We start from the raw sequence: 19,795 nt of genomic DNA on the forward strand, positions 1-19,795 counted from the left end.
CTCGGCAAGCTAAGCCGCGCTAGATCCAGACGCCCTTGCCGACCGCGACCACGCCGCCGGCGCTGATCGCGAAGCGCTCGCGGTCCTTCTCGAGATCGACCCCGACCATCTCCCCGGGCCCGACGACGACGTTCTTGTCCAGGATCGCGTGGCGCACGACAGCGCCGCGGCCGACGCGGGCGCCGGGCATGATCACGCTGCCCTCGACGATCGCGCCGTCGTCGACCACCACGTTGGACGACAGCACCGAGTTGCGCACCGACGCCGCCGAGATGATGCTGCCGGCGCCCACCACCGACTCCTGCGCCGAGCCGCCGTTGACGAACTTGGCCGGCGCCAGGTTCTCCGACTCGCCGCGAATCGGCCAGCGCTTGTTGTACAGGTTGAACACCGGGTGCACCGAGACCAGGTCCATGTGCGCGTCGTAGAACGCGTCCAGCGTTCCGACGTCGCGCCAGTAGCCCCGGTCGCGGTCGGTGGCGCCGGGCACCTCGTTGTCGGAGAAGTCGTACACCGCGGCCAGCCCGTCCTCCACCAACCGCGGGATGATGTCGCCGCCCATGTCGTGATCGGAGTGGTCGTCGTCGGCGTCGGCGCGGATCGCGTCGATGAGCACCTTGGTGGTGAAGATGTAGTTGCCCATCGACACGTACGTCGACGAGGGGTCATCGGGGGTTCCGGGGGGATCCAGCGGCTTTTCCACGAAGGCGCGGATGCGGCCGGAGTCGTCGGCGTCGATGCAGCCGAAGGCGGTCGCGTCGCTGCGGGGCACCCTGATGCCCGCGACGGTCGCGCCGGCCCCACTCTCGATGTGGAAGCCGACCATCTGCTCGGGGTCCATCCGATAGACGTGGTCGGCGCCGAAAACGACTATGTAGTCCGGGTCTTCGTCGTAGATCAGGTTCAGCGACTGGTAGATCGCGTCGGCCGAGCCGGTGTACCAGCGCGGGCCGAGGCGCTGCTGCGCGGGCACCGGGGTGATGTACTCACCCGCCAGGCCGGACAACCGCCAGTTCTGCGAAATGTGACGGTCGAGCGAATGCGACTTGTATTGGGTGAGAACGCAGATCCTCAGATAGCGGGCGTTGACCAGGTTGGAGAGCACGAAGTCGATCAGCCGGTAGGCGCCGCCGAAGGGAACCGCGGGTTTGGCCCGGTCCGCGGTCAACGGATACAACCGCTTGCCCTCACCCCCGGCCAGGACAATGCCCAGCACGTGTGGCGCTTCCCTCATGGCTCCCAAACTATCGGCCGCCGCCAACCGCTGCCAGGGGGAATCCCGGTGGCCGCCGTTCTGACGGACTGCCTGTCAAGGTATTTGGCTTAGTTCTTGCCACGTTTCACAACCCGATACCGTCCATTATTGCGCAGTCCCACAAGCGGGCCGCACCGCCACCGGAACGAAAACCGGATTCTCTCGAATTTGTGCGCCGCCCGACTCGCGGGCGGCGTCCTCGCCGAACTACGGTGCGGAGTATGCGGGTGGCGATGATGACTCGGGAGTACCCACCGGAGGTCTACGGCGGGGCCGGGGTACACGTCACCGAGCTCGTTGCGCAGCTGCGCCGGCTGTGTTCGGTCGACGTGCACTGCATCGGCGCGCCCCGTCCGGATGCCTTCGCGCAGCAACCCGACCCGCGCATCCACGGCGCCAACCCCGCGCTGGCCACCCTGTCCGCCGACCTGATGATGGCCAACGCCGCGTCGGCGGCCACGGTCGTGCATTCGCACACCTGGTACACCGGTCTGGCCGGGCACCTGACGGCGTTGCTCTACGACATCCCGCACGTGCTCACCGCGCATTCGCTCGAGCCGCTGCGACCGTGGAAGGCCGAACAGCTCGGCGGCGGCTACCGGGTGTCGACGTGGGTCGAGCGGACAGCGGTGCTGGCCGCCGACGCCGTCATCGCGGTCAGCGCCGCGATGCGCGAAGACATCCTGCGCGTCTACCCCACGCTGGATCCGAGCCTGGTGCACGTCATCCGCAACGGCGTCGACACCAACGTGTGGCACCCCGCCGGCCCGACGCAAACCGGTTCGGTGCTGGCCGAACTCGGGGTGGACCCGGGCCGGCCGATGGTGGCGTTCGTCGGGCGCATCACCCGGCAGAAGGGCGTCGCCCACCTGGTCGCGGCCGCACACCGGTTCGCCCCCGGCGTACAGGTGGTGCTGTGCGCCGGCGCGCCCGACACCCCGGAGCTGGCGGAGGAGATTCGGGCCGCGGTGGCCGAGTTGGCCCGCGACCGGGACGGGGTGTTCTGGATCAGGGAGATGCTGCCCATCGGGGAGCTACGGGAAATACTGTCGGCGGCAACGGTTTTCGTGTGCCCGTCGGTGTATGAGCCGTTGGGGATCGTCAACCTCGAGGCGATGGCGTGCGCGACGGCGGTGGTGGCGTCCGACGTCGGCGGGATACCCGAGGTGGTCAGGGACGGGAGCACCGGGTCACTGGTGCATTACGACGCCGACGACGGGGCCGGCTACGAGGCGGGGCTGGCCGAAGCGGTCAACGAGCTGATCGCCGACCCGGATAAGGCTAAGCGCTACGGCGAGGCGGGACGCCAGCGCTGCATCGAGGACTTCTCCTGGGCCCACGCGGCCGAGCAGACGCTGGAGATCTACCGGAAGGTGTCGGCGTAAGCCGGCTTAGCTGGTGACGCCCTTGAGTTCGTCGCCCAGGGCGGCGGCTTCGTCCGGCGTCAGCTCAACGACCAGCCGACCGCCGCCCTCGAGCGGTACTCGCATAACGATGCCGCGCCCCTCCTTGGTCGCTTCCAAAGGACCGTCTCCGGTACGGGGCTTCATCGCCGCCATCGAGTGCTCCCTCCAGATTCGAGCTGGCCCGACGTCGCGGACCTGGTCGGCGCCGAGCATGCCCCGCCAGTGGAATTCCAGCCATACCCGACATTGAACTGCCAAATCACCCCCCCATTGTTCCCTATCCGGGGCGGCAGTTACACCAAGACCCGCTTCTGACACCTCATCGGGGCCCTCAACGCGGGTTTGCCGGCACCCAGCAACCGCGAATGTGGTCGTCAACCATGCCGGTCGCCTGCATCAGCGCGTAGGCGGTGGTCGGCCCGACGAAGCGGAATCCGCGCCGTTTCAGCTCGGCGGCCATCGCCTTCGACTCGGCGCTCGCGGAGGGGATTTCGGAGCCGTCGGCGGGGCGGGGACGCGGTGACGGCGCGAACGACCACAGCAGCTTGGACAGGTCCTCGGCGGAACCCAGCTCGGCGGCGGCGCGGGCGTTGGCGATGGTCGCGTCGATCTTGGCCCGGTTACGGACGATGCCGGTGTCGGCCATCAGCCGCTGCACGTCGGCGTCGGTGTACCCGGCGACCGTCTCGATGTCGAACCCGTCGAAGGCACGCCGGAAGTTCTCCCGTTTGCGCAGGATGATCAGCCACGACAGGCCGCTCTGGAAGGCCTCCAGGCTCATCCGCTCGAACAGCGCCACCCCGTCGTGCAGCGCGCGGCCCCATTCCTGGTCGTGGTAGTCGCGGTACATCTCGAAGTCCGGCCCGGGACGAATGGCCGCCCAGCCGCACCGCACCAGCCCGTCATCGCTCACATTGATTCCTGACGATCCTCGCCGTCGCGCGGTTCCACGGAATCGGGTTCGGCCTCGGTCTCGTCGTCGGCGGCGGGCGGGGCGTGCACCGCGGCCAGCTGGCCGCGCAGCGCCTCGAGCTCGCGGGCGAGCCGGTCCAGCACCCAGTCCACCTCGCTGGTCTTGTATCCGCGCAGCACCTGGGTGAATTTGACGGCGTCGACGTCGGCGCCGGTGACGCCGTAGGCGGGCAGCACGGTCGCCGTGGTCCCCCGCGGCAACGGCGGCAGCTGCTCGCCGCGGCCGAACAGCAGGCTGGCCGCGCCGAACAGCACGATCGCCACCAGGACCAGCACCACCAGGTACAGCAACACCAACGCCACGCGTTCGATATTGCCCTATCCCGCCGACATCCCGACCGGCGTGGGCCCTAGCGCGGCCGCAGTCCCTGGATCGGCGGCCGGTCCTCCAGCGACACCGGCGCGGTGTGCGCGGTGTAGCCGTAACCGTCGGCGCCGTCGGCGAAAAACTGGGTCAGGCCCACCCCGGAATCGGGGATCCCGCAGCGCGAGAGCAGGGTCGCGATGACCTGGCGGCTCATCACGCCCAGCTCGGGCAGCGGGCGGTTGCGGTGCGCCCGCACCCCGAGGTTGACCTGCGCGATCGCGTCCAGCCCCAGCCGGTCGAAGGTGTCCACCAGCACGCCGATCTCCACGCCGTAGCCCGGCGCGAACGGCACCGACGTCAGCAGCTCCCGGCTGGCCGCGTACTCGCCGCCGAGCGGCTGCAGGATGCACCCCAGCTCCGGGCGCAGCGCCGCCAGCAACGGCCGGGCGACCAGCTCGGTGACCCGTCCGCCACCCGCGTCGGCGCCGCCCAGCGGCCGCCGATAGAAGCTCTTCACCAGGTGAATGCCGTCGCCGGCGAGGAGCGGGGCCACCAGCCACGGCACGAACATCGGGTGCGGATTGATCAGGTCGGAATCGACGAACACCACGATGTCGCCGCTGGTGGCGGCGAGCGAACGCCACAGCACCTCGCCCTTGCCGGGCCGGACGGGCACCTCGGGCAGCGCCTGCTCGCGGCTGACGACGCGGGCGCCCGCCGCGATCGCGCGGATCTCGGTGTCGTCGGTGGAGCCGGAGTCCAGCACGATCAGCTCGTCGACCAGGCCGTCCACCAGCGGCGAGATGCTTTCGATCACCGAGGAGACGGTGGCTTCCTCGTTGAGGGCGGGCAGCACGACGGAGATGGTCCGCCCGGCCTTCGCGTCTTCGAGTTCGCCGACCGTCCAGCCGGGCCGGTTCCAATTGCGGTCGGACAGCCAGACGTCGCCGGGCCGCGCGGCGAGCACCCCCTCGCTGGCGAGGTCTACCAGCTCCGTCATGCCAGCCCCCGCACCGTGCGCGCGGGCGGGCGCGTCCCCTGGATCGAGGACACCATCTCGAGCACCCGCCGGGTGGCCGCGACCTGGTGCACCCGAAACATCCGGACGCCGGCCGCCGCCGCCAGCGCGGTGGCCGCCAGCGTTCCCTCGAGCCGTTCGGTCAGTTCCACACCCAAAGTCTCCCCGACGAAGTCCTTGTTGCTCAAAGCGAGCAGGACGGGCCACCCCGTCTTAACCAGATCGCCCACGTGGCGCAACAAAACTAGCCCGTGGAAGGTGTTCTTGCCGAAATCGTGGGCGGGGTCGATGAGCACCCGGTCGCGGGCCACCCCCGCCGCGACCGCCCGCTCCGCCGCCGCGGTCACCCGGCCGATGACGTCGTCGAGCACGCCCCGCGTGGTCGTTCCGTAGCTCACCCGGAACGGCCGCGTGCGCGGCTGGGCGCCGCCGGTGTGCGAGCACACCAGACCCGCGCCGAACTCGGCGGCCACCTCGGGCAGGGCCGGGTCGATGCCGCCCCAGGTGTCGTTGATCAGGTCGGCGCCCGCGGCGCAGGCCACCCTGGCCACCCCGGAGCGCCAGGTGTCGACGCTGATCAGCTGGTCGGGGTAGGCGCCGCGCAGCCATTCGATGAACGGCACCAGCCGGGCGATCTCGGTGGCCTCGTCGACCGTCTCGCCCGGGCCGGCCTTCACCCCGCCGACGTCGATGACGTCGGCGCCGTCCCCAATCGCCTGGTGCGCGGCGTCCCGGGCGGCCTCGTCGCTGAACGTCGCGCCCCGGTCGAAGAACGAATCCGGGGTGCGGTTGACGATCGCCATGATCAGCGGGCGATCGCCGGCGACGGGCCGGCCGCAGAGCGTGGACTGCACCCGTACATGGTGCCTGGTCTGCCCCGCGAGTGTGCGGCCAGCCGCACACCGGACGCCGAACGTGCGGCTGGCCGCACACTCGGCCAGCGTCAGCGGTCCAGGCGGCACCGCCGGGCGACGCGCGCGGGCACAAATAAATGGGGAAAATTCCCCATCAACCGGGGCCGCCCGCCCGCGCACACTTCACAGCGAATGCCCTGGATCGAAGGGAGGCGGCGATGTCGCTGCTGATTGCGGCGCCCGAGTTCATGAACGCCGCGGCAACGGATCTGGCCAATATCGGCTCGGCGGTGACCGCCGCGAACGCGGCGGCCGCGGGTCCGACAACCGCGGTGGTGGCCGCCGCGCAGGACGAGGTGTCGACGGCGGTGGCGGCGCTGTTTTCCGGGCACGGGCAGGCCTTTCAGGCGCTCAGCGCGCAGGCGGCGGCCTTCCATGCCGAATTCGTGCAAACCCTCGGCGGGGCCGCCGGCGCCTACGCGGCCACCGAGGCGGCCAACGCCTCGCCGCTGCAGACCGCGTGGCAAGACGTGCGCGGGGTGATCAACCTGCCCACCGAGCTGCTGTTGGGCACCCCGCTGATCGGCAAGGGCATCAACGGCGCACCGGGCACCGGGCAGCCCGGCGGGCCCGGCGGGCTGTTGTGGGGCGACGGCGGCGACGGCGGCTCCGGCGCGCCCGGGCAGCCCGGCGGCCGGGGCGGTAACGCCTGGCTGTTCGGCAGCGGCGGCCGCGGCGGGACCGGGGGAACGGGCATCACCGGCACCACGGGCGACGCGACCCAGAGCACCAATGGCGGCCTCGGCGGCAACGCCGGGATGGGCGGCGCCGGCGGCAACGGCGGGTTGATCTTCGGCAACGGCGGTGCCGGCGGTGCCGGCGGTATCGGCGGGACCGGCGGGCAGGGCGGCAACGGCCCCGACGGCGCGTTCGGCGGCCCAGTCAACGCCTTCAGCGGCACCGACGGCGGCCAGGGCGGCAACGGTGGCCAGGGCGGGGTCGGCGGCCAAGCCGAGGGGGTGGCGGGAATGTTCGGCGGCCATGCGGGTGCCAACGGCAACGGCGGCGCCGGCGGCAACGGCGGCCAGGGCGGCCAGGGCGGTGGCGGCGCCTTCGACGACGGCACCGCCAACGGCGGTGGGCATGGCGGCAGCGGCGGCAACGGCGGCGCCGCCGGCCTGGGTGGCACCGCTGGCGGCCCCGGCGCCATCGCGGGCGCCGCAGGCACCGGTGGCAACGGCGGCGACGGCGGCCCCGGCGGCAATAGCACCTTCGGCCTCGACGGCCCCGGCCAAGGCGGAAACGGCGGCAACGGCGGTGCCAGCACCGGCAACGGCGGCAACGGCGGCCACGGCGGCAACGGCGGCAGCGGCAGCTTCAGCGCCACGGTCAGCAATCCCACCGGCTTTGTCATGGGCGGGGGCGGTGGCAGCGGAGGGACCGGCGGCGACAGCACCGGCGGTGGCACCGGCGGCACCGGTGGCACCGGCGGCACCGGCGGTGGGGTCGAGTCCTTCGGCATCGGCCACACCAGCGCCGACGCCATCGCCAGCGGCGGCACCGGTGGTGGGGGCGGCGGCCCCGCCGGGGTCACCGGCGCTATCGGCGGGCCCGGTGGTGGTGGCGGCGGCGGCGCCATCGCCACCGTCGGTGCCAACACCGTCAACAATGGTCACGAGGACGGCGTCAGCGCGGGCGGCACCGGCGGTGGCCAAGGCGGCCTCGCTGGCGCGGGCTCCGGCGGCGCCAACACCTTCGACGCCGCCGGCGGGGGCGGCGGGGGCGGCGGCGGTATCGGCGGTATCTTCGGCGGCGCCGGCGGCGCCGGCGGCGCCGGCGGCGGCGCCGACTTGCTGAGCGGCGGCGCCGCCGGTCCGGCCGGTCAAAACGGCGGTCCTGGCGCAGTCGGCGCCGGCGGCATCGTCGGCCCCGGTGGCACCGGACATACCGGCGGAGGTGGTGGCGGCGGCGCCGCCGTCGTTTTGGGCGCCGCCGGAAGCGCCTTCGGCGGCACCGGCGGCAACGGCGGCTAGCACCGACGGGCACACGCATCGGCGAGTGTGCGGCCAGCCGCACATCGGACGCCGAACGTGCGGCTGGCCGCGCACTCGGCGGACGTCAGCCCTTCGGGCGCTTACCCTCGGCGACTTCCTCGGGGTACTCGTCGTAGTACGGCACATAGCCCTCGTCGCGGCCGGCCAGCACGTACAGCGGGTCTTCGACGTCGGGGCCGTAGGCCTGCTCGCGCAGCTCCACCTTGCGGCTCTTGAACGTCGTGGTGTGCTCCAGCGTCTTGACCACCCGCACGAACAACGGCAGCGCGTACGGCGGCAGCTCGTCGTACACGGCGCGGGCCAGGGACTGCCCGTCGAACTCGGCGCCCTCGCGCAGCTGGACCGCGGCCATCCCGGCGCGGCCGCCGGTGCGCGGAATCTCGACGCCGAACACCGTGCACTCCTCGACGGACTTGTCGGAGGCCAGCGCCGCCTCGACCTGGGTCGTCGCGACGTTCTCGCCCTTCCACCGGAACGTGTCGCCGAGCCGGTCGACGAACGCGGCGTGGCCCATGCCCTGCGGGCTCATCACGTCGCCCGAGTTGAACCAGCAGTCGCCCTCGCGAAAAGCGTTGCGCACCAACTTCTTTTCGCTCGACTCCTTGTCGGTGTAGCCGTCGAAGGGCTGCAGCCGGTTGACCGGGCTCAGCAGCAGGCCGGGCTGGCCGGGCGGCACCCGGCGCACCCGGCCGTTCTCGTCGCGCAGCGGCTCACCGGTGTCGGGGTCGTACTCCACGTAGGCCAGCGGCATCGGGAAGACGCCGGTGCTCCTGGGCACGTTGAAGACGTTGATGAAGGCGGTGTTGCCCTCGCTGGAGGCGTAGAACTCGCAGACGCGCGCGATCCCGAACCGGTTGGTGAACTCGTCCCAGATCTCCGGGCGCAGCCCGTTGCCGGCGATCACCCGCACCTTGTGCCGGCGGTCGGTCGGCTTGGCCGGCTGGTTGAGCAGGTACCGGCAGATCTCGCCGATGTAGATGAACGCGGTGGCCTCGCTGGCGATCACCTCGTCCCAGAACTTCGACGCCGAAAACGACTTGCCCAGGGCCAGCGTCGCGCCGGAGTTGATCACCGACGACAGCGCCACCGTCAGCGCGTTGTTGTGGTACAGCGGCAGGCAGCTGTACAGCGTGTCGGAGCTCTTCAGCCGCAACCCGATGCCGCCGAACGCGGCCAGCGCCTTCAGCCACCGCAGGTGCGTCATCACGCTGGCCTTCGGGAAACCCGTTGTGCCCGAGGTGAAGATGTAGAACGCGGTGTCGCGGGCCCGCACGGCCGAGGCCGACGCCGGGTTGGTGGCCGGTGCGCTGACGGCGAATCGCTCCAGGTCCTCGACGGTCATCGTCTCGGTCGCGCCCGCGCCGCCGCACTCGGCCACCGCGCTCACCAGGTCGGTCTCGGCGATGAGCACCTTGGCGTCCAGCAGGCCCAGGCTGTGCGACAGCACCTCGCCGCGCTGGTGGTAGTTGATCATCCCGGCGACGGCGCCGCACTTGACCGCGGCCAGCATCGCCAGCACCGCCTGGGGCGAGTTGCGCAACATGATCGCGACGACGTCGCCGCTGCCGACGCCGTGCGCGGCCAGCACCGCGGCGTAGCGGTTGGCGGCCGCGTTCGCGTCGCGGTAGGTCAGCTGCTGGTCGCCGAACCGCAGGAAGACCCGGTCGCCGTAGCGGGCGGCGCGGTCGGCGAACACCGTGCCGATCGATTTCTTGGAGCCCGGCTGCGCCAGCAGCCCGGTCAGCGCACCCCGCATGATCACCGGGACGTCGGCCAGCACTCCCGGCACCCGCGATGCGATGTCGGTCAGCCTGACCGCTGTGCGCGCTCCCCCGTCGTGGTCGGACACGTTTTCCTCTATTCCTGTAAGTCCCCTACGGCGCCCTCACGCGGGTGCGCACGCCTCCACTGCGGCACCCACCTTATCGACCAGCACCAACCGGTCCATCGCCGCTTGCGTGATGTAGCCGCGGTCGGCCACTCCGCACAGCCACAGCCACAGGCCCTCGTAGTGCCCGAAGGGGTCGAGCAACACGACCGGCTTGTCGTGCACCCCGAGAAAACCGGTGGTCCACGCGTCGAACAGCTCGTCGAGGGTGCCCACGCCGCCGGGCAGCACGATGAACGCGTCGGCGCGGTCCTCCATGATCTGCTTGCGCTCGTGCATGGTGTCGCTGACGATCAGCTCGTCGGCCTGGACGTCGGCGACCTCGAGGCGCATCAGGTGCTGCGGGATCACGCCGACGGTCCGCCCGCCGCGGGCGCGCGCCGCGCTCGCCACCGCGCCCATCGCGGACACCCGGCCGCCGCCCCACACCAGGGTCCAGCCGCGTTCGGCGATCGCCTCGCCGAGTTCCGAAGCGAGCGCGAGCAATTCGGGATGCTCGGGTCCCGACGCGCAGTACACGCAGACCGCCCAGGGGGCTGACGGGTCGCGTTCCGGGCGCATACAACGAAACGTAGACCAAGCCCGATGCGCCACGCACACCGCGCGCAATAAAATCCGGCGGGTGCCGATGCGATGGAACGTCCCCCAGCACGAGGAGACGTTGGAGCGGCTGAACGGCGCCGTGGCGGCCGGCCGGGGGGCCGTCGTGCTGGGGCCCGACGGGTGCGGCAAATCGACCCTGGCCCGGTTGGCCGCCGAGGGCTACGCCGCCGCGCACCCGGGCACGCTCACCCGTTGGGTCACCGGCACCCCGACCGAGCGCGCGGTCCCGTTCGGGGCGTTCGGCCACCTGGTGGCGATCTCCGAGATCGGCAAGCCGGCGGCGCTGCTGCGGTCGGCCCGCGCGTCGCTCGACGGGCAGGGCGATCTGTTGCTCGTCGTCGACGACGCCCACGAGCTCGACGTGCTGTCGGCGACGCTGGTGTACCAGTTGGCGCTGGCCGGCACGGCCCGGATGATCGTGACCGCCCGCGCCGACAAAGCCCCCGACGCCATCGCGGCCCTGTGGACCGACGGCCTGCTGGACCGGATCGACGTCGAGGCGCCCGGCGGGCAGACCGGGCGCGCCGAGGTCGACGCCTTCCTCGCCGAGCTGCCCGCCCCGGCCCGGGCAGTGCTGGACTACCTCGCGGTCGCGGAGCCCCTCTCGCTCGCCGACCTGACCGCCCTCGCGGGCGCGGGCGCGGTCGCCGCGGCGGAGGAGCTCGGCGCGGCGGAGACGCGGTCGCGGGGCGGGCGCTCCGACGACCCGGTGGTCTACACCGCGCACCCGCTGTTCGCCGAGCGCGCGCTGGCCACGCTCGGCGCCGAGGAGGCGCGGCGGCGGCGCACCGAGGTGGTCGGGGTGCTGGCGCAGCACCCGTCGGAGCACCTCAGCGACCGGCTGCGGCTGGCGTCGCTGGCGCTCGACAGCGACGCCCCGCAGCGCGCCGCCGACGTCGCCGCCGCCGCGCAGCAGGCGTTGCGGCTGGGTGACCTCGCGCTGGGCGAACGCCTGGCCCGCGCGGCACTGGACCGCTCCGGGGGGCTGGCGGCGCGGCTGGCGCTGGCCCACGCGCTGGCGTGGCAGGGCCGCGGCCGCGAGGCGGACGCGGTGCTGGGCGCCGTGGACGCGGGCGCGCTGGCCGAGCCGGCGCTGATGGACTGGGCGTTGCTGCGGGCGGCCAACCAGTTCTGGATGCTCAGCGAGCCCGAACGGGCGACGGCCTTCCTGCGGACCATCCGCGGCCGGGTTTCGGAGGCGGGCCCGCGCACCACGCTCGACGCGCTGAGCGCCACCTTCGCGATGAACGCGGGCAACGTCGGCTACGCCGTCAAGGTCGCCGGCGAGGTGCTTGCGTCGCCGGCGGCCGATGACCAGGCGGTGGCCTGGGCCGCCAGCGCGTCCGCGCTGTGCGCGGCGCGGCAGGGCCGGTTCGGCGACGTCGAACCGCTGGCGCAGCGCGCCCTGGCCGCCGAGCACCCCGGGCTGCTGCGCTTCACCATCGGGCTGGGCCAGACCACCGCGCTGCTGATGGCGGGCCGGCTGGCCGACGCCCGCGAAGTGGCCCAGCAGTTCACCGACTTCGCCGAACTGCAGCAGCCCGGCCGCGCGATCGGCGAGGTGCTGCTGGCGCACGTGCTGATCGCCGACGGCGAATTCGGCGCGGCCGCGGAGCTGCTCGCCCCGGCGGCCGCCACCCTGGAACGCACCGGCTACTCCTGGGGGCCGCTGTCGCTGACGCTGCTGGCCATCGCGTTGGCCCAGCAGGGCGACACGGCCGCGACGGCGAAGGCGTTGAGCAGGGCCGAATCCCGGCACGGCACCAAGTCGGCGCTGTTCGGCCCCGAGCTCGGCGTGGCGCGGGCGTGGCGGCTGGCGACGATGCGCGACGCGCACGGCGCGGTGGCCGCCGCCCGCGACGCCGCCCGGATGGCCGAACGGGGCGGGCAGGCGGCCGTGGCGCTGCGCGCCTGGCACGAGGCCGTCCGCCTCGGGGACACCCGCGCGGCGGATCCCCTCGCCCGGCTGTGCGGCGAGGTCGACTGCGTGGCGGGCGGGCTCGCGCTCGCCCACGCGCGGGCGTTGGCGGCCGGTGACGGCGCGGCGCTGCGGGCCGCCGCGGAGCAACTCGCGGCGGTCGGGATGCGGGCGGCGGCCGCCGATGCCGCCGCGCAGGCGGACCGCCTCGGCGCTTAGTGCCGCAAACGGGCTCGCCGCATCGTGCGCGAACCGTGACGCCGCCGTGCTACGACGGTGACTCTTACGCCTCACTGTTTCCGAAGGTGACTTCGCTCGGCGGTGGGAGGCTGGATGCGTATCCGCCCTTCGCGTGCGGCCAGACTGCTCGCGGCCGGTTTGCTGATCGCCGCGCTGACGACTGACGCGTCGACGGTCGTCACCCCGCCCGCCGCCCGGGCCGCGCTGACGGGGCCGACGCTGCCGCTCGGCCACGCCGGCCGTTGGATGACCGACGCCGACGGGCGCGTCGTCATCCTGCACGGGCTCAACCAGGTCTACAAGCTGCCGCCCTACACGCCGTCGGCCGACGGGTTCGGCGACGACGACGCGGCGTTTCTGCAGGCCAACGGCTTCAACGCGATGCGGGTGGGGGTCATCTGGGCCGCGGTGGAGCCGCAGCCGCTCAGCTACGACGACAACTATCTGAACTCGATCGCGCAGACGGTGGCGACGCTGGCGTCGCACGGCATCGTCAGCCTGCTCGACTTCCATCAGGACCTCTACAACGAGGCGTTCCAGGGCGAGGGGGCGCCGGCGTGGGCGGTGAAGACGGCCGGGCTGCCCAACCCGCAGCTGGGCTTCCCCGGCAACTACTTCCTCAACCCCGCCGAGGAGTTCGCCTGGAACGCCTTCTGGCGGGACGCCCCGGCGCCCGACGGGATCGGGCTGCAGGACCACTACGCGCGCGCGTGGGCCCACGTCGCCGGCTTCTTCCACGGCAACCCGGGCGTCTTCGGCTACGAGATTTTGAACGAGCCGTGGCCCGGCTTCATCTGGGAGGGCTGCTTCAACTTCGTGCTGGGCTGCCCGATCCAGGACCACAAGCTGACCGTGTTCTACCGGAAGGTGGTGCCGGTGATTCGCACGGCCGACCCCACCACGATGGTGTTCTTCGAGCCGAACACGCTGTCCGACGAGGGCGTTCACACCGACATCGGCGGGGTGGCCGACCCGAGCACCGGGTTCTCGTTCCACGACTACTGCGCCATCGAATCGGCGTTGCACAAGAACATCACCTGCCGCTTCCAGGACGGCCTCACGATCACCAACGCCAACCTCTACGCGGACTTCCACCACGTCCCGCCGCTGCTGACGGAGTTCGGCGCCACCAACGACCTGAACAACCTCGCGGAGGTGATGCGCCACACCGACCACCAGCGGATGGGCTGGCTGGAGTGGGCGTACACCGGCAACGACAAGACGAGCTCCTCGCCGACCGACCAGGCGCTGGTGTTCAACCCCGCCCAGCCGCCGACGGGCGCCAACGTCAACGTCCCGAAGCTCGGGGTGCTCGCGTCCCCCTACCCCCAGGTGGTCGCCGGGACGCCGCGGGACTGGTCGTTTCGGTCGAGCGTGTTCCGGCTGTGCTACTCGACCGCGCGGGCCGACCGCACCGGCAGTTTCGCGCCGGGCGCGCAGACGCTCATCTCGGTGCCGCCCATCGAGTATCCGAACGGCTATCAGGTGAGCGTCGCAGGCGGACAGGTGGTTTCGCCGCCCAACGCCCCGGTGCTGGCCGTCGTCGCCAACCCGGGCGTCGGCGCCGTCGACGTGGTCGTGGCCCCGGCGTAACCGCGGCTACGCGCTCAGGTAGCGCCGCAGCATCTCCACCGCGGCGGTGATGTTGGCGACCGGCACCCGCTCGTCGCGGGTGTGCGCGAGGTTGGGATCGCCCGGGCCGAAATTGACCGCGGGGACGCCCAGCGCGGCGAACCGCGCCACGTCGGTCCACCCGTATTTCGCGCGCACCCGCCCGCCGGCGGCCTCCACCAGCGCCTTGGCGGCGGGCTGCGACAGCCCCGGCAGGGCGCCGGCGGCGGCGTCGGTCCGCTCGATGTGCACGTCGAGGCCGTCGAACACCTCGCGCACGTGCTGCAGCGCCGCGTCCACCGACCGGTCCGGGGCAAAGCGGAAGTTGACCGTCACCGAGGCGGCGTCGGGGATCACGTTGCCGGCGACGCCGCCGTCGATGCGCACCGCCGACAATCCCTCCCGGTACTCGCAGCCGTCGATGTCGACGGTGCGGGCGCGGTAGGAGGCCAGCCGGTCCAGCACGGCGCCGAGCTTGTGAATGGCGTTGTCGCCCAACCAGGCCCGCGCCGAGTGGGCGCGCGTGCCGGTCGCGCTGATCACCACGCGCAGAGTGCCCTGGCAACCGGCCTCGATGTAGCCGCCGGTGGGCTCGCCCAGGATCGCGACGTCGGCGGCCAACCAGTCCGGCAGCTCGCGCTCGATGCGGCCCAAACCGTTTGCGGCGGCGTCGATTTCCTCGCAGTCGTAGAACACCAGCGTCAGGTCGTGCACCGGCGCTTCCACGGTCGCGGCCAGGTGCAGGAACACCGCGTCGCCGGCCTTCATGTCGGCGGTGCCGCAGCCGTACAGGTCGCCGCCCTCGCGGCGGCTGGGCAGGTTGTCCGCCACCGGGACGGTGTCGAGGTGCCCCGCCAGCAGCACGCGCATGCGCCGCCGCGCCCGGGTGCGCGCCAGCACCGCATTGCCGCTGCGGACAATCTCGAAGCCCGACGTCTGGGCGCGCAGGGCGGCCTCCACCTCGTCGGCCAGGCGCGCCTCGTCGCGGGATTCGCTGGGGATGTCGACCAGCGCAGCGGTCAGCTCGATCGGGTCCCCGCGCAAGTCCAGCACGAAACCAGCCTAGCCCTCGGGGCGGTCAGGCCAGGACGTAGTCCCCCGCGAATTCGATGCCGATCAGCAAGGATTCGGGATCGTCCGGCGGCACCGGACGGTTATCGGCGGGACGCGGCAACACTTTTCGCTTCCCGGGGAACATGATGCCGTCGTAATCGGCGTAGTCGTACAGGTAGTGGGCGGCGCCGTTGGAGCCCAGGACCTCGGGTGCGTAGTCATGGCGGGCGATGAGCCCGTCGTTGTCGATGTAGAGAACCTGAACGGGGCAGTGGGTGGCGATGTGGGACGGGAACGTGAGCCGCAGTCGCCGCCAGTCCTGTCCCGGTCCCTCGCGCCAGGGATCGATCTCCTGCGCGTCGACATCGGGTCTGGTCGCCACGAACGGCAGGTTGAAGTAGTTCCACAGCGCATAGCCCGCGAAGTACAAGCCGTGCAGGTGATCCCACGGTGTTTGCAGAGAGTGCCCGGCGAAGGCGTCGCGCGGGTTCCGGCGATCCTCCCGGATCGTCCCGTCCACGGATTCGATCCAGACCCGGTCGGGGGTGTAGAAGCCGCGCGCGTCGTCGGCGGTGAACGGATGGAGTTGCAGGGCCTGCCTTTCAGTCTCGGCCTCGGCGCGTCCGTCGGCGAGCAGCGTCGGTTGGCCTTTGAGCGACCAGGTCCGCCCCCAAGATCGCAGACCGGTCGACACGGTGCGGACCTCACGCCACCGCTTGATGCCGCCGTGCGCGGCGATGACGTCGTCGAGCAGATCGCTCATGTTGTGTTCTCCTAACGGCTCAGCGGGGCAAGGGGTTTCGTCTGGCCTAGGCCGCCGCGAGCAGCTCGCGCAGCGCGAAGTGGCCGTCGCGTTCGAAGGCGGCGCGGTTGGCGGTGACGAAGTGGGCGACGGTCATGGGTTTGTGCCCGCCGACGACCTCGACGAGGTTGTTCTCGCCCGCAAAAATGCCGTCGCGGTAGTCCTGGGCGACGCTGCTGATGTGTTGCACAAAAAAGTCCGGCATGCCGTGGGCCGACAGGGCCGCCGCGAACGCGGGGATGTCGACCGGCTCGTAGCGAACCGGGATGCCGAGCGTGTCCGCCATTTGATCGGCGATGCCGTAGTGGTCGAGCTCCTCGGCACCGACCAGCGGGTAGACCTGGCGGTCGTGCGGGGCGGGGTTTTGCAGGATCGCGGCGATCACCCGGGCCTGGTCGTATCCGGCGATGGGAGCGTGGCGACCGTTGCCGAACGGCAGCGGCAGCACGCCTTCGTTGCCGTTGCGAAGCCATTGCCAAATCAACCACTCCGCGAAGAAGGTCGGGCGCAGGTGGGTGGTGCCGAACGCGGAGCGGTCGAGTAGCCGTTCGGCCAGCCAATGCTGCTGGGCGGCATGGCTTTTCGCCTCACGCCGCGCCGAGATCTGGGACATGTTGACCACCGCCTCGACGCCGGCCTCGCTGGCGGCCTGGGCGAAGATGGCGGTGGCGGGCAGCAGGCCGCCCGGGGCGATGGGATAGCAGAAGTAGGCGGCGCTGACACCGGACATCGCCGAGCTCACCGCGCGGAAATCGAGCAGGTCGCCTTCGACGATCTCGGCCCCGAGCGCGGCCAGCGCCTCGGAGCGCCGGTCGGCGCGGTGCACGAATGCTCGCACCCGGTGGCCGGCCTCGCGCAGGAGCCTGACGGTGGGCGCGCCGGTGTTGCCGGTGGCGCCGGTGATGAGGAACAGCCGATCGGATGACATGTCGATCCTTCCGCGATGCTTGCTGACTAACGATGTCGTTAGTAAGATGTAACCATCGATGGCTGAGTAACGCAAGCATTAGTTATGAGGGGCCCGGATGGAGTTCGAGGAGCGGCTGCAAGACCGGCAGCAATGGTCGATCGGCGACGCCTGCTCGATGTCGAAGGTGCTCGAGCTGCTCAGCACCAAGACCGCTTTCCAGGTGATCCGTGAATTGTTCTTCGGCACAACGCGGTTCGAGGATTTTGTGGAGCGGATCGGAACGTCGGCGCCGGCGGTATCCCGCGCGCTCAAGCAGCTCGAGACGGCGCGGATCGTTGCCCGCATTCCCTACCAGGTGCCGGGGCGCCGTGCGCGACACGAATACCGGCTGACCGAGGCCGGGGAGGATCTGCTTCCGATCTTCATGGCGCTGGTGCAATGGGGCGACAAGTACCTGCACGACGGAGCGGCTCCCCTGTCGTTCGTCGACGCCGACACCGGCCGCACACTGGGGGTCTGCGTGACCGCCGATACCGACAGCCCGACGAAGCGCTCGGCGGACATCCGGGTCCAACGAAACGCCGCCCACCGGCGCAGTTGAGCGGGGGCCGGCGTCGGGACCGCCTTTTTGTGTTCTGCCCGGCCGGGAAAGTAGCGTGTCGAGGCGTGACTGGAGCTGCAGGCATTGGGTTGGCGACGCTGGCCAACGACGGGTCGGTCCTCGACACGTGGTTTCCCGCACCGGAACTGACGGAATCGGGCACCGGCGGCACGTCGCGGCTCGCGCTGTCGGACGTTCCGCCGGAACTCGTCGCGCTGGTCGGCCGCGACGACGAGCGCGGCACCGAGACCATCGCCGTGCGCACGGTCATCGGCTCGCTCGACGAGGTTGCCGCCGACGCGTACGACGCCTACCTGCGCCTGCATCTGCTGTCGCACCGGTTGGTGGCGCCGCACGGGCTGAACGCCGGCGGCCTGTTCGGGGTATTGACCAACGTGGTGTGGACTAATCGCGGGCCGTGCGCGATCGAGGGCTTCGAGGCGGTCCGGGCGCGGCTGCGCCGCCACGGTCCGGTGACCGTCTACGGCGTGGACAAGTTCCCGCGGATGGTCGACTACGTCCTGCCGACCGGGGTGCGCATCGCCGACGCCGACCGGGTGCGGCTGGGCGCCCACCTGGCGCCGGGCACGACGGTGATGCACGAGGGCTTCGTCAACTACAACGCCGGCACCCTGGGCGCGTCGATGGTCGAGGGGCGCATCTCGGCCGGCGTCGTGGTGGGCGACGGGTCGGACATCGGCGGCGGGGCGTCCATCATGGGCACGCTGTCCGGCGGTGGCACGCAAGTCATTTCGATCGGCAAGCGGTGCCTGCTCGGCGCCAACGCGGGCCTGGGCATCTCGCTGGGCGACGACTGCGTCGTCGAGGCCGGCCTGTACGTCACCGCCGGCACCAAGGTCACCACGCCCGACGGCACCGCGGTCAAGGCACGCGACCTCTCCGGCGCCGACAACCTGCTGTTCCGGCGCAACTCGGTCACCGGCGCGGTCGAGGTGGTGTCCCGCGACGGCCACGGCATCGCGCTCAACGAGGACCTGCACGCCAACTGAGCTAGCGGCCGGGCACCTCTTCGAAGCGGGCCCCCAGCGACGTGCCGTTGGTTTCGGGCAGCAGGTAGGTGCAGACCAGGCCGATCGCGGTCAGCGCGGCCAGCATGGCGCCGATCGCCCAGCTGCCGTACGTCGCGAGGAGCGTCCCGGCCAGCAGCGGCGGCAGGGCCCCGCCGACGACCCCGGCGAGGTTGAGCGCGAGCGCCGATCCGCTGTAGCGGTAACGCGTGGCGAACAGCTCCGGGATGAAGGCGGCGGTGGGCCCGGAGCCGATCGCACCGCCGACGGCCATGCCGACGACGGCAACCACGTACAGCGCCGGGTTGCGGGTGTTCAGCAACGGCATCACCACGAACGCCCACGGCAACAGCAGCGACCAGCCCAGCAGCATCAAGCGGCGGCGCCCGACCCGGTCGGACAGGGTGGCCGAAGCCGCGACGGTGGCGATGCTGACCAGCCCGGTCAGCGCGCCCACCGTCCAGATGAAGCCGCGCGTGTACCCCAGGTGCGAATTGGCGTAGATCAGCAGGTAGGTGTGACCCAGGTAGCCGAAGCCGAATCCGCCCAGTAGGCTGCCGCCGGCCAGCAGGATCTCGCGGCGCTGCAGCCGCCACAGCTCTCGCAGCGGCGCCTTGGGCACCAGGTCGCGGGCCTTCTCCGCGGCGAACACCGGGGTCTCCTCGATGTTGAGCCGCACGTAGAGCGCGATCCCGATCAGCCCCGCGCTGAACAGGAACGGCAGCCGCCATCCCCACTGCATGAACGCGGCGCTCTTCTCCCCGATGCTGAAGTTCACCCCCAGGAAGGTCAGGCTGGCGAGCACCGCCGCGGTGCCGGCGCCGAGCAGGGTGAACATGCCGTAGCGGCCTCGCTTGCCGGGGGGCGCGTACTCGGCGCTCAGCAGCGCCGACCCCGCCCATTCGCCGCCGACGGCGAACCCCTGCAGGAGCCGCAACACGATCAGGATCAACGGGGCCGCCGCGCCGATGGCGGCCGTGCTGGGCACCAGCCCGACGCTGACGGTCGACACGGCCATGATCAGCAGCGTGGCGATCAGCGTCTTCTTGCGGCCCAGCCGGTCACCGAAGTACCCGAAGACGGCCGCGCCCAGCGGCCGGGACAGGAACGCCGTCGCGAACGTCGCCATCGCGGCGACGACACCGAGCGTCGAACCGAGCCGCGGGAAGAACACCGTCGGGAACACCAGCGCGGCCGCGGTGCCGTAGATGAGGAAGTCGTAGTACTCGATCGCCGAGCCGACCAGACACGCCGCCGCCACCCGCCTCATCGGGG

At 71.6% G+C, this 19,795-nt stretch carries 18 protein-coding genes; 6 read left to right on the forward strand and 12 right to left on the reverse strand.

Features of this window, described 5'->3' with window-relative positions; all coding sequences use genetic code 11:
* Positions 1 to 19 precede the first annotated feature (19 nt).
* Positions 20 to 1,234 (reverse strand): glucose-1-phosphate adenylyltransferase, encoded by a 1,215-nt coding sequence (gene glgC / locus AWB89_RS05075; protein WP_085104393.1) that lies wholly within the window; start codon positions 1,232 to 1,234, stop codon positions 20 to 22.
* A 242-nt stretch (positions 1,235 to 1,476) separates the two neighbouring features.
* On the opposite strand from glgC, the gene glgA reads away from it, so the two are divergent.
* Entirely contained in the window at positions 1,477 to 2,640 is a 1,164-nt protein-coding gene (gene glgA, locus AWB89_RS05080) for a glycogen synthase (protein ID WP_085104395.1), read from the forward strand.
* 6 nt (positions 2,641 to 2,646) lie between these two features.
* Here the strand turns inward: glgA and AWB89_RS05085 are convergent, their stop codons facing one another.
* The 5 genes from AWB89_RS05085 to folP form a co-directional block, all read right to left on the reverse strand.
* Positions 2,647 to 2,814 carry a DUF3117 domain-containing protein gene (locus AWB89_RS05085; RefSeq protein ID WP_003406247.1) on the reverse strand — a complete coding sequence of 56 codons (168 nt, stop codon included), beginning with the start codon at positions 2,812 to 2,814 and terminating at the stop codon, positions 2,647 to 2,649.
* A 178-nt stretch (positions 2,815 to 2,992) separates the two neighbouring features.
* On the reverse strand, positions 2,993 to 3,574 hold the full coding sequence (locus tag AWB89_RS05090; protein ID WP_085172043.1) for a DNA-3-methyladenine glycosylase I: 582 nt from the start codon (positions 3,572 to 3,574) through the stop codon (positions 2,993 to 2,995).
* Positions 3,571 to 3,936 carry a DivIVA domain-containing protein gene (locus AWB89_RS05095; protein WP_085172045.1) on the reverse strand — a complete coding sequence of 122 codons (366 nt, stop codon included), beginning with the start codon at positions 3,934 to 3,936 and terminating at the stop codon, positions 3,571 to 3,573. The genes AWB89_RS05090 and AWB89_RS05095 overlap by 4 nt, the downstream gene beginning before the upstream one ends.
* Positions 3,937 to 3,983: 47 nt before the next feature.
* Positions 3,984 to 4,940 (reverse strand): glucosyl-3-phosphoglycerate synthase, encoded by a 957-nt coding sequence (locus AWB89_RS05100; protein ID WP_085172047.1) that lies wholly within the window; start codon positions 4,938 to 4,940, stop codon positions 3,984 to 3,986.
* Positions 4,937 to 5,761: a dihydropteroate synthase gene (gene folP / locus AWB89_RS05105; RefSeq protein WP_142282467.1), complete on the reverse strand. Its 825-nt coding sequence runs from the start codon at positions 5,759 to 5,761 to the stop codon at positions 4,937 to 4,939. Before folP ends, AWB89_RS05100 begins: the two co-directional genes overlap by 4 nt.
* A 269-nt stretch (positions 5,762 to 6,030) precedes the next feature.
* Between folP and AWB89_RS28230 the strand changes: the two genes are divergently transcribed.
* A complete protein-coding gene (locus tag AWB89_RS28230) occupies positions 6,031 to 7,845 on the forward strand; it encodes a PE family protein (protein WP_142282450.1) in 1,815 nt (604 codons plus the stop codon).
* Positions 7,846 to 7,930: 85 nt separating this feature from the next.
* Here the strand turns inward: AWB89_RS28230 and fadD6 are convergent, their stop codons facing one another.
* Together fadD6 and AWB89_RS05135 are read right to left on the reverse strand one after the other, a co-directional pair.
* Positions 7,931 to 9,715 (reverse strand): long-chain-acyl-CoA synthetase FadD6, encoded by a 1,785-nt coding sequence (gene fadD6, locus AWB89_RS05130; protein ID WP_085172052.1) that lies wholly within the window; start codon positions 9,713 to 9,715, stop codon positions 7,931 to 7,933.
* Between the two features lie 36 nt (positions 9,716 to 9,751).
* Entirely contained in the window at positions 9,752 to 10,315 is a 564-nt protein-coding gene (locus AWB89_RS05135) for an LOG family protein (RefSeq protein WP_085172054.1), read from the reverse strand.
* Between the two features lie 61 nt (positions 10,316 to 10,376).
* Between AWB89_RS05135 and AWB89_RS05140 the strand changes: the two genes are divergently transcribed.
* On the forward strand, positions 10,377 to 12,494 hold the full coding sequence (locus tag AWB89_RS05140; protein WP_169716579.1) for an ATP-binding cassette domain-containing protein: 2,118 nt from the start codon (positions 10,377 to 10,379) through the stop codon (positions 12,492 to 12,494).
* Positions 12,495 to 12,608: 114 nt separating this feature from the next.
* Positions 12,609 to 14,108, forward strand: coding sequence for a cellulase family glycosylhydrolase (locus tag AWB89_RS05145; RefSeq protein WP_085172056.1), 1,500 nt, complete (start codon positions 12,609 to 12,611; stop codon positions 14,106 to 14,108).
* 6 nt (positions 14,109 to 14,114) lie between these two features.
* On the opposite strand, the gene dapE is transcribed toward AWB89_RS05145, so the two are convergent.
* Genes dapE through AWB89_RS05160 form a run of 3 tightly spaced genes read right to left on the reverse strand, consistent with a single transcriptional unit; the run spans position 14,115 to position 16,909 of the window.
* Positions 14,115 to 15,179 (reverse strand): succinyl-diaminopimelate desuccinylase, encoded by a 1,065-nt coding sequence (dapE, locus tag AWB89_RS05150; protein ID WP_085172058.1) that lies wholly within the window; start codon positions 15,177 to 15,179, stop codon positions 14,115 to 14,117.
* Between the two features lie 25 nt (positions 15,180 to 15,204).
* Positions 15,205 to 15,942, reverse strand: coding sequence for a hypothetical protein (locus AWB89_RS05155; protein ID WP_085172060.1), 738 nt, complete (start codon positions 15,940 to 15,942; stop codon positions 15,205 to 15,207).
* A 46-nt stretch (positions 15,943 to 15,988) separates the two neighbouring features.
* On the reverse strand, positions 15,989 to 16,909 hold the full coding sequence (locus AWB89_RS05160; RefSeq protein ID WP_085172062.1) for an NAD(P)H-binding protein: 921 nt from the start codon (positions 16,907 to 16,909) through the stop codon (positions 15,989 to 15,991).
* Positions 16,910 to 17,006: 97 nt separating this feature from the next.
* Between AWB89_RS05160 and AWB89_RS05165 the strand changes: the two genes are divergently transcribed.
* Positions 17,007 to 17,492, forward strand: coding sequence for a winged helix-turn-helix transcriptional regulator (locus AWB89_RS05165; RefSeq protein WP_085172064.1), 486 nt, complete (start codon positions 17,007 to 17,009; stop codon positions 17,490 to 17,492).
* A gap of 65 nt (positions 17,493 to 17,557) precedes the next feature.
* Complete coding sequence (dapD, locus tag AWB89_RS05170; protein ID WP_085172066.1) at positions 17,558 to 18,502, forward strand: 2,3,4,5-tetrahydropyridine-2,6-dicarboxylate N-succinyltransferase; 945 nt, start codon at positions 17,558 to 17,560, stop codon at positions 18,500 to 18,502.
* Position 18,503: 1 nt separating this feature from the next.
* On the opposite strand, the gene AWB89_RS05175 is transcribed toward dapD, so the two are convergent.
* Entirely contained in the window at positions 18,504 to 19,790 is a 1,287-nt protein-coding gene (locus AWB89_RS05175) for an MFS transporter (protein ID WP_085096878.1), read from the reverse strand.
* Between the last annotated feature and the right edge of the window lie 5 nt (positions 19,791 to 19,795).

The organism is Mycobacterium paraense, from assembly GCF_002101815.1.
GTDB lineage: Bacteria > Actinomycetota > Actinomycetes > Mycobacteriales > Mycobacteriaceae > Mycobacterium > Mycobacterium paraense.

Bases quoted from the DNA above. Each gene is read 5' to 3' on its own strand.
- AWB89_RS05085 (WP_003406247.1), bottom strand. From the start codon at position 2,814: ATGGCGGCGATGAAGCCCCGTACCGGAGACGGTCCTTTGGAAGCGACC.
- AWB89_RS28230 (WP_142282450.1), top strand. From the start codon at position 6,031: ATGTCGCTGCTGATTGCGGCGCCCGAGTTCATGAACGCCGCGGCAACG.
- folP (WP_142282467.1), bottom strand. From the start codon at position 5,761: ATGGCGATCGTCAACCGCACCCCGGATTCGTTCTTCGACCGGGGCGCG.
- AWB89_RS05100 (WP_085172047.1), bottom strand. From the start codon at position 4,940: ATGACGGAGCTGGTAGACCTCGCCAGCGAGGGGGTGCTCGCCGCGCGG.
- AWB89_RS05155 (WP_085172060.1), bottom strand. From the start codon at position 15,942: ATGAGCGATCTGCTCGACGACGTCATCGCCGCGCACGGCGGCATCAAG.
- AWB89_RS05165 (WP_085172064.1), top strand. From the start codon at position 17,007: ATGGAGTTCGAGGAGCGGCTGCAAGACCGGCAGCAATGGTCGATCGGC.
- glgC (WP_085104393.1), bottom strand. From the start codon at position 1,234: ATGAGGGAAGCGCCACACGTGCTGGGCATTGTCCTGGCCGGGGGTGAG.
- glgA (WP_085104395.1), top strand. From the start codon at position 1,477: ATGCGGGTGGCGATGATGACTCGGGAGTACCCACCGGAGGTCTACGGC.
- AWB89_RS05175 (WP_085096878.1), bottom strand. From the start codon at position 19,790: ATGAGGCGGGTGGCGGCGGCGTGTCTGGTCGGCTCGGCGATCGAGTAC.
- AWB89_RS05160 (WP_085172062.1), bottom strand. From the start codon at position 16,909: ATGTCATCCGATCGGCTGTTCCTCATCACCGGCGCCACCGGCAACACC.
- AWB89_RS05145 (WP_085172056.1), top strand. From the start codon at position 12,609: ATGCGTATCCGCCCTTCGCGTGCGGCCAGACTGCTCGCGGCCGGTTTG.
- AWB89_RS05135 (WP_085172054.1), bottom strand. From the start codon at position 10,315: ATGCGCCCGGAACGCGACCCGTCAGCCCCCTGGGCGGTCTGCGTGTAC.